This is a genomic window from Gammaproteobacteria bacterium (genome assembly GCA_003696665.1).
In the GTDB taxonomy this organism is placed as follows: Bacteria; Pseudomonadota; Gammaproteobacteria; order Enterobacterales.
The window spans coordinates 1-8700 of sequence record RFGJ01000441.1; the positions used below are offsets into that span (position 1 = coordinate 1).

General features: G+C 51.4%; 8 protein-coding genes. 2 read left to right on the forward strand and 6 right to left on the reverse strand.

All coding sequences use genetic code 11. From position 1 onward, the window contains the following. The coding region (locus D6694_11000; protein RMH39607.1) for a long-chain-fatty-acid--CoA ligase at window positions 1–864 on the reverse strand (864 nt) is incomplete at its 3' end. 173 nt (window positions 865–1037) lie between these two features. Between D6694_11000 and D6694_11005 the strand changes: the two genes are divergently transcribed. Next, window positions 1038–1841 (forward strand): response regulator, encoded by an 804-nt coding sequence (locus D6694_11005; protein ID RMH39608.1) that lies wholly within the window; start codon window positions 1038–1040, stop codon window positions 1839–1841. Here the strand turns inward: D6694_11005 and D6694_11010 are convergent. Further along, window positions 1798–2688, reverse strand: coding sequence for an alpha/beta hydrolase (locus D6694_11010; GenBank protein ID RMH39609.1), 891 nt, complete (start codon window positions 2686–2688; stop codon window positions 1798–1800). The two genes, D6694_11005 and D6694_11010, sit on opposite strands and share 44 nt — an antisense overlap. A gap of 16 nt (window positions 2689–2704) precedes the next feature. On the opposite strand from D6694_11010, the gene D6694_11015 reads away from it, so the two are divergent. Then, a complete protein-coding gene (locus D6694_11015; GenBank protein ID RMH39610.1) occupies window positions 2705–3028 on the forward strand; it encodes a hypothetical protein in 324 nt (107 codons plus the stop codon). Window positions 3029–3074: 46 nt separating this feature from the next. Here D6694_11015 and lysS read toward each other — a convergent pair whose 3' ends face one another. From lysS to D6694_11035, 4 genes are all read right to left on the reverse strand, one after another. Then, window positions 3075–4580 carry a lysine--tRNA ligase gene (lysS, locus tag D6694_11020; GenBank protein ID RMH39611.1) on the reverse strand — a complete coding sequence of 502 codons (1506 nt, stop codon included), beginning with the start codon at window positions 4578–4580 and terminating at the stop codon, window positions 3075–3077. Window positions 4581–4603: 23 nt separating this feature from the next. Further along, window positions 4604–5705, reverse strand: a protein-coding gene (prfB, locus tag D6694_11025) for a peptide chain release factor 2 (GenBank protein RMH39613.1) whose coding sequence is annotated in 2 segments (ribosomal slippage) — window positions 4604–5626 and window positions 5628–5705 — 1101 coding nt in all. Because the reading frame shifts where the segments join, the coding sequence is not laid out codon by codon here. An 11-nt stretch (window positions 5706–5716) separates the two neighbouring features. Continuing rightward, the gene (recJ, locus tag D6694_11030; protein ID RMH39614.1) at window positions 5717–7510 is read right to left on the reverse strand and encodes a single-stranded-DNA-specific exonuclease RecJ; all 1794 of its coding nucleotides are present in this window, start codon (window positions 7508–7510) and stop codon (window positions 5717–5719) included. After that, a complete protein-coding gene (locus D6694_11035) occupies window positions 7507–8517 on the reverse strand; it encodes a hypothetical protein (protein RMH39612.1) in 1011 nt (336 codons plus the stop codon). The genes recJ and D6694_11035 overlap by 4 nt, the downstream gene beginning before the upstream one ends. Window positions 8518–8700: the final 183 nt, after the last annotated feature.

Sequence of the window (8700 nt, forward strand, 5' to 3'; positions counted from 1 at the left end):
CATGTCCCGTGGGTTGGTGATCAGCAAATTGTGACCACCCAGACTCATAAACGTGAGACAGTTCGCCGTCAACGAAAAAATATGGTAGAGCGGAAGCGCGGTCACGATAAGCTCACGCCCCCGTTCGCAAGCATTGCCAATCCACGCCTGCGCCTGTAGGACATTGGCCACCATATTGCGATGTGTCAACATCGCGCCCTTTGCCACCCCTGTTGTTCCCCCGGTGTATTGCAAAAAAGCAATGTCATCGCCGGTCAAGGCCACGTTACGATGTGACTTTCTTTCGCCAATACTGAGCGCTGCCCGTAAAGTACATGCCTGTGGCAGGCGGTAATGTGGCACCATCTTTTTTACATGCCGAACCACAAAATTGACGAGCATCCGCTTCCACCAAGGGAAAAGATCCCCAACTTCAGTCACCACCACATGGCGAACAGGGGTTTCTTCGATGACTTCCTGCAAGGTGCTGGCAAAATTGGCAACAATAACAATGGCTTTAGCGCCAGCATCGTTGAGTTGATGATGTAACTCTCGCGAAGTGTACAACGGATTCACATTCACAGCCGTCAAACCGGCGCGCAAAATGCCGAACAATGTCACGGGGTACTGCAACAAGTTCGGCATCATCAACGCGACGCGCTCACCCTTTTCAAGCCCCAACTCGTTTTGCAAGTAGGAGGCAAAATTCGCGCTTAGCCGATCGAGCTCATCAAAAGTCAATGTCACGCCCATATTGGTGAACGCGGGAAGTTCCCGGTAGTCGTCTACAAATTGCTCGAACATGTCGACTACGGAAGCGTACTGATCCGGGTTGATTTCAGCAGGCACCCCGGCTGGATAACTATTCAACCAAATTTTTTCCATAACAGTACCGTGAATGATTTTTCGTTAAGAATGTTATTTCTTTGCAAGCTGCCCCAACGTTAAACGAAAAAGGTTTGCTCGTCAAAACCCACCTGTCCAACCTTTTGATTTTGTATAAACTCGACACACAGCTAAACTTTTTACGAGATGTTTAGCGAAATAAAGAGGTTGGCGTGCAGGCACTGTTGCAAGAGCTTACCGTTTTGGTTGTTGAACCCTCAATACCACAACGCAAAATCATCGTCCGTTCACTTGATCAGGCAGGCGTGGGTGAGGTTCGCTGTGTAGATAACGGCAGCGAAGCGTTCTCTGTCGCAAACCAAACACTGCCAGAGCTGATTGTCAGCAGTATGTATTTACCTGACATGAGCGGTGCCGATCTTGTCCATAAACTTCGGGAAAATCCAAACACCGCCGATATCCCTTTTATGTTGATTTCGAGCGAAACACGTTTCGAAATGCTCGATCCCGTGCGCCAGGCAGGTGTTGTCGCCATTTTGCCAAAGCCTTTTGAACCAGCCCAGCTTGAACAGGCATTACGAACAACAGCCACCTACCTTGAGCCAGAAACCTTGGCTTTGGAAAACTACGATATTGCCAACATGAATGTCTTGCTCGTTGATGACAGTCGCTTATCTCGCCGTCACTTGAAGCGAGTGATTCTAGATCTCGGCTTCCACCGTGTCGATGAAGCTGAAAATGGCCAAGAAGGTATCTCGCTGCTCAAGCAAAAACACTACGACTTGGTGGTGACCGATCTCAACATGCCAGTCATGGATGGACAAGCCCTCGTAGAACACATCCGCGCCACTGACAAACTGAAAGACATACCGGTGCTCATGGTCACCAGTGAGGAAAACCAAGCGCGCTTGGCCAACGTGGAAAAATCTGGCGTGTCGGCGTTGTGTGATAAACCGTTTGAACCGATTTCAGTCAAACGTCTTTTGGAAAATGTGCTTGCCACCAGTCGGCAATAGCTTGGCCAACAATTTCCGGATACTCCATATGACAGTGATGCCCACCGGGAACAGAAAAAAGCTGACCGTGATGGAGACAACGCCAACGCCTATCAATATCAGTCCCTGTGCGGGCAAAACCGCTCTCCGCCTTGAACACTGCTACCGGGCAACGAATACGACGCAAGAAAACTTGGACTTGGGACTCGGTCATCCGAACAGGTGTCCGCCAGCGCAACCGGGGATCCGTACGCCACTGCCAGCCGCCATCCACCTTCTTTAAATTGCGTCGAACAAGCGGCGCCACAATGTCATACGCAGGACCGGCTCGATCCGCGCGCAAGCGGATAGCCTCATCCGGAGAAGCGAATAGTCGCGGCGAGCGCCCAGCGCGTAGCCTTTCTGTCACATGCTCGGCCAGTCGCTCGGGCCCAGTTTTAGGAAGCGAAACCAATGGCCCTAACGCCTCAATACTGACCAGCGAGCATACACGCTCTGGGAAGCTGGCCGCTAGCAGCGCACCGATGGCGGCCCCCATCGAGTGGCCGATCAAGTGACATTTGGGCCAACCGAAGTGTTCAATCACGGCCATCGCGTCCGTCACACCATCAATAAAGTGATAGGCCACGCCTTGTGGTCGCCAATCAGAATGACCGTGCCCTGGGAAGTCCATTCCGACCATGTTAAGAGGATGCGCACTCTGTTGGATGGCACGGGCCAATGGTGTGAAGCTTTCCAAATTGTCAAGCCAACCGTGCAAACATAGTACGGGAACCTCTCGTGTTGCCTCCCCATATTGCCGTAACGCGATCGTGCCCACTGGTGACGCGATTTTGAAGTCTGAAATTTGCGGTTCCTGAGTCATCATCTATCATTTACATTAAATGGTTCTTCGGGACACGTTCATGTTTGAGTACGAACCGACCTTTTCCACTGACGATCTGTTAAACGTTTCTGAGGTGATTGTACTATCGGAAATCGAGAGACTCCGTCAAGAAAATCATCCTGATTTGCCTCAAACTGACATTGGTCTACAAGACGTGGCCGCGATTGCGTTGAACAATATGCCGCCGAAATACATTTGTAGTCCCATCGACAAGGCCAGCCCGGGCGAAGAGCTCAGAAAAGAAATGGACGATTTGCGACGCTACGCGCGTCGGCAAATCCTCAAGGCCATCAAACGTGTCAAAGCTCATCCACACGACTGACGAACATTGATTGGGGCGCTGCTGGCACCCCAATCACGCTTTATTATCAGGATTCCGGACGCAGATGCGGGAAGAGCAGAACATCACGAATCGTTTGACAATCTGTCAGTAACATCACTAGTCGATCGATGCCTATCCCTTCTCCTGCTGTGGGCGGCAGGCCGTATTCGAGGGCACGAATGTAATCTGCGTCATAATGCATGGCTTCATCATCCCCCGCTTCCTTGGCTTCTACTTGGGCGCGGAAACGTGCGGCCTGATCATCCGGATCATTCAGTTCCGAAAAGCCATTGGCCACTTCCCGACCACCAATATACAACTCGAACCGATCAGCCACCTCCGGATTTTCATCGTTGCGCCGCGACAATGGCGACACCTCGATGGGGTATTCCGTGACAAACGTGGGCTGGATCAGTTTGTGTTCCACAGAGGCCTCAAAAATTTCCATTTGAATGCGGCCGAGCCCCCAATTTGCTTCGACCTGAACCCCCATCTTCTCAGCAATCTCAGCCGCTTGTTTTCTGTCCATTAGCTGCGCTCGACTAATATCCGGGTTATGTTTCAAAATGCCGTCAAGCACCGATATACGTTCAAATGGCTTGCCAAAATCGTAATCAACCCCGCCACTATTAAACCGCGTTTCTCCGAAAATTTCTAAGGCTACGGCTCGGAGCATCGACTCTGTAAAATCCATGAGATCGCGATAGTCAGCATATGCCCAGTAAAACTCAAGCATCGTGAACTCTGGATTATGCCGGGTGGACAACCCTTCATTGCGAAAATTACGGTTAATCTCGTAGACTTTTTCAAAGCCTCCGACAACAAGACGCTTCAAATAGAGCTCTGGGGCAATACGCAAATACAGCGGCATGTCCAAAGCATTGTGATGCGTCACAAAAGGCCGTGCCGTCGCTCCCCCTGGAATTGGATGCATCATTGGCGTTTCCACTTCAAGAAAACCATGTTCATCCAGAAAACGCCGAATGGCTTGAATGATGCGCGACCTCAGTAAAAACCGTTTACGTGACGCTAGGTTGACGATCAAATCGACATAGCGCATCCGATAGCGCTGTTCCTGATCAGTCAAGCCAAGCCACTTGTTAGGCAGCGGCCGCAGTGACTTGGTCAACAGTTCGATGCGTTCTACCCGAACGGAGAGCTCACCGGTTTTCGTCTTAAAGACTGTTCCCTCGACGCCGACAATGTCGCCAATGTCCCAATGCTTAAACGCTTCGTACCGTTCGCCAAGCGTATCTCGCTTTAAAAAAATCTGGATACGCCCAGACATATCCTGGATATGGGCAAAACTTGCCTTACCCATAATCCGCCGTGTCATGATCCTTCCTGCGATGCGCACGCGATAGCCTTGCGAATCCACAGTCTCTTTATCAAGCGCATCAAATCGCTCATGCAGCTCAGCCGCCAAATGATCTCGCTTGAAGTGGTTGGGATAGGCATTACCAGCTTCCCGCAACTTCTGTAATTTTTCACGTCGTTGCTGGATCAGGCTGTTAATGTCTTCCGCCGTCATCGGCGTGTCTTGTTCTTTCATATTTCGCCCCTACTCACCATCGCTTAGAGCCCTGCCTTGAGGCTGGCCTCAATAAACTGATCCAAGTCGCCGTCAAGCACCGCCTGAGTGTTGCTCGTCTCAACCCCCGTACGCAAGTCCTTGATACGCGACTGATCCAATACGTACGACCGGATCTGATTACCCCAGCCGATGTCCGCCTTTTCCGATTCCAAGGCCTGTTGTTGTTCCCGCTTTTTTTGTAATTCAAGCTCATACAACTTCGCCTTGAGTTGGGACATCGCTTGCGCCTTGTTCTTGTGCTGAGAACGGTCATTTTGGCACTGTACAACGATTCCCGTCGGAATATGCGTAATTCGGACCGCTGAGTCCGTCCGGTTAACGTGCTGTCCACCCGCACCGCTGGCCCGATAAGTATCAATGCGTAAATCCGCTGGGTTGATTTCAATTTCTATGCTGTCGTCAACTTCGGGATAAACAAATACCGACGCAAAAGATGTATGGCGACGATTACCCGAATCAAAGGGTGACTTCCGTACCAGACGGTGCACTCCAGTTTCGGTCCGTAACCAACCATAGGCATAATCGCCCTCAACACGGACAGTGGCACTCTTGATACCAGCCACCTCGCCTTCCGACAGCTCGATAATTTCGGTTTTGAAACCATGACTGTCCGCCCAGCGCAAATATTGGCGCAGCAACATATTCGCCCAATCCTGGGCTTCTGTACCGCCAGACCCCGCCTGAATATCGACAAACGCGTTCGCATGATCCATTTCGCCAGAAAACATTCGACGAAATTCTAATTCGGCGACTTGCTTTTCATAACGACCAAGCTCACTCTGCACATCGGCCACAGCATCCATGTCGTCTTCTTCAACGGCCATCTCCAGGAGTTCAGCCAGATCTTTCAGGCCATCTGTCACCTCACGAATGGTGCCAACGACCGTTTCCAGCGAGACGCGCTCTTTTCCAAGACTTTGGGCACGTTCCGGGTCATTCCACACGTCAGGGTCTTCAAGTTCTTTTTCTACCTCTTCCAACCGCTCAGCTTTGCTATCGAAGTCAAAGATACCCCCTCAGCGCATCCACTCGCGCTTGTAAGTCTCTGATTTTTTCTCGGATCGGATTAATTTCCACCGTCATTGACTCCTTTGTCATGAAAGGGCGCTTATTGTAACCAAGCCTTGATTATCTGATAAAGCCTTTTGGCCCGAATCAAGCGCGCCATGTTCAATCAGAAGTTGTAATCGTGTGTCATGTCGATAGCGATTCACCTGCACACGAAAAAATAGATGCAACGACGCGCCAACAGCCAACTCTGCAGGCACCACACCGTCCGAGGCACTGCCAAACCAAATCGCCTCGACTGTTTTACCTGATTCGGTCATTAGGCGCATTTTTAGGTGCTGACCGCCAACGACTTGGCTGTGCTGAAGGATAAACATATGCTCAAACAGCGGCTCCGGAAAGCCCTGCCCCCAAGGAACATTTTCCAAGGCCAGAGCGACATCCAATGTCATCCAACGTTCATCCAACCAACCATCGGACACGACCTCATGACGAGGCAACTGGCCGCCGCAATAGTCGCGCACAGCCTGGTCAACCGCTTTGGTAAAGGCGTCAAACTGCGCTTTTGGTAACGTCAGGCCTGCCGCCATGGCATGGCCACCAAACTTTTGAATCATGCCCGGATAGCGTGCATCGACCATGGCCAGCACATCACGAATATGGATGCCAGCGATAGACCGTCCTGAACCTTTGAGGTGGGTTCCATGTTCATCCGGCGCAAAAGCAAAGGCAGGGCGATGAAAGCGCTCCTTAATCCGAGACGCGACCAATCCGACCAGCCCTTCGTGCCACGAGTCATCTGCCAGACACAAAACATGTGCAGACTCAGCGTCACTAATATGCGCTAATGTCTCAGCCACATGGCTTTCAGCCTGACGGCGCATATCTCGCTCAAGGCTTTGTCGAGCGAGGTTCAATTCGTTGAGCAGATGTGCCAGTCGCTCAGCTTCCGACTGCGATTCCGCCAACAAACAATGAATGCCTATTGACATATCATCCAAACGTCCCGCAGCGTTTAAGCGAGGTGCCAGCCGAAATGCCAAGTCACTGGTTCGCAGATGCGCTATGTCACATCCGGAAATCGCACACAGCGCCTGAATGCCCGGCCGTGCCCGGCCATGGCGAATTAGTTGCAAACCGTAATGCACAAGGCGTCGATTATTGCTGTCTAATGGCACCACATCAGCGACCGTCCCCAACGCCACCAAATCTAACCACTCTGACAACCGTGGTGCTTCTCGCTCAACAAACCAACCAACGGAAGTCAAATAGGCGCGAACTGCCGCAAGGACATAAAAAGCAACGCCGACCCCTGCCAAAGCCTTACTGGGGAACGGGTCACCAGGGACATTCGGATTGACAATGGCGGATGCCTCAGGCAACTGTTCTCCTGGTAAGTGATGATCGGTAATGACAACATCAATGCCATGCGCGCGAGCCAGTGCCACGCCTTCCACGCTGCTGATGCCATTATCTACCGTAATAATCAGGTCCGGTTTTCGCGACAGCGCTTCCTGAACCAGGGCGGCCGACAGACCATAACCAAACCGGAATCTATCTGGCACAAGAAAATTGATCTTCTTGGCACCGAAGCATCGAAGTACGCTCACCATCAGCGCCGTACTGGTTGCGCCGTCGGCATCATAGTCACCAACGATGAGAATGTTACGTTCGTGGATCAGGGCCTCTCCGATCTTTGCCGCAGCCTGTTCTATTTGATTCAAGTGTTGATAAGGAATAAGGTGACGCAGTGAAAAATCTGCCTCCATCTGACTTTGGACGCCACGTGCAGCCATCAGTTGACCAAGCAAAGGGTGCCCCGTCCAGCCTTCGGGTAATTTGTTTAACCCCCTTCGCCTGATGACCATGGAACGCTTCATTTTTGCCACCAGCGCTTGCATGCCCCGATCACTCGACCGAACCACGAATATTGGCTCCGGCCGAGACGATACGCATGACCATCTCCTGCCAATAATACAACTTCTTCAATTAAGCCCGACTTGATGGATTTCGTTATCTCCGCCAGAAAGCGACGCTCAAAATCAAGCACATATTGTTGCCATTCAGCGATCAGACCTTGTCGTCGGAGCCAGAACAAATGTGTTAAGACCATATGGACCTGCTCATACTTCAATAGCTGCGCCACTTCAGGCATCCCCGTTTCTTTCAACACGTCCGCCTGGGATGTGTTGGCCACCATGCCTCGAATCATCGCGCTGTCCGAAATGACAAGGTCCGCCTCGACTGAACGTGGTGTTCGATTTTTTTGATAGGCCCATAGATAAATGGCATTGACTGGCGCACTGCCCCTTGCATGACGTGCTTGATTGACCGGGTGTTCAAACAACAACATTTGAAGTTCAGTCAAACGCCTCTGCCAAGCTGCAGCGTCCGCCCCACGCGGGAAATAATCTGTCTGATCCATGAGCAAAGCCTCTGGCAACGGTGTGAGCGTTAAAGCTGGCGCACTCGGAATCGAAAGGTACCCGCTCCATGCAGAAATCGGATACCACCTTATTCCCTCTGGCATTAACAGTGCATTGATATCATTTGCCAGAGCTTTCAATTCATCATCGGTCAGGCCGAGATGGCGATTGCCGAGCAAGTAGACCGCCAAAGCATCAGGCCGACACTCCACCAAGTCCGCCCGTAGCCAGGCGTGCTTTTCTGCATCAGGCAAGTGATGGGCTAGCGCACCGTAATACGCGTCCGCCGCATTACCAATACCATAAGAAGCCAACTGTGGAACGCTGTCGCATGAAATTCGGTCGGCCACACTCAGCCACTCGTCCAACACGGGCGTTTCAATACTGGATATTGGGTGCGGAATATCTGGTCGATACGGGGGTTCCAGTAACCCTGGAAGCTCGATCAATAGTCTGGCCAAGCGAATCTCCTTTGTCCTGAATCGGGTATGGGATACTGACTGATAATAAGTCGTGCTACACTAGCATTCCAAGCAACCCGCAGGCAACCTATCGCCATGCTACTGAGCCAAGATCTCAATCACGGCAAATACATTATTCAACGCGTTGACGAAGATGGTTTTGTGATTAACGAGACCAAGTAC

Bases quoted from the DNA above. Each gene is read 5' to 3' on its own strand.
- D6694_11010 (RMH39609.1), bottom strand. From the start codon at position 2,688: ATGATGACTCAGGAACCGCAAATTTCAGACTTCAAAATCGCGTCACCA.
- D6694_11015 (RMH39610.1), top strand. From the start codon at position 2,705: ATGGTTCTTCGGGACACGTTCATGTTTGAGTACGAACCGACCTTTTCC.
- lysS (RMH39611.1), bottom strand. From the start codon at position 4,580: ATGAAAGAACAAGACACGCCGATGACGGCGGAAGACATTAACAGCCTG.
- recJ (RMH39614.1), bottom strand. From the start codon at position 7,510: ATGAAGCGTTCCATGGTCATCAGGCGAAGGGGGTTAAACAAATTACCC.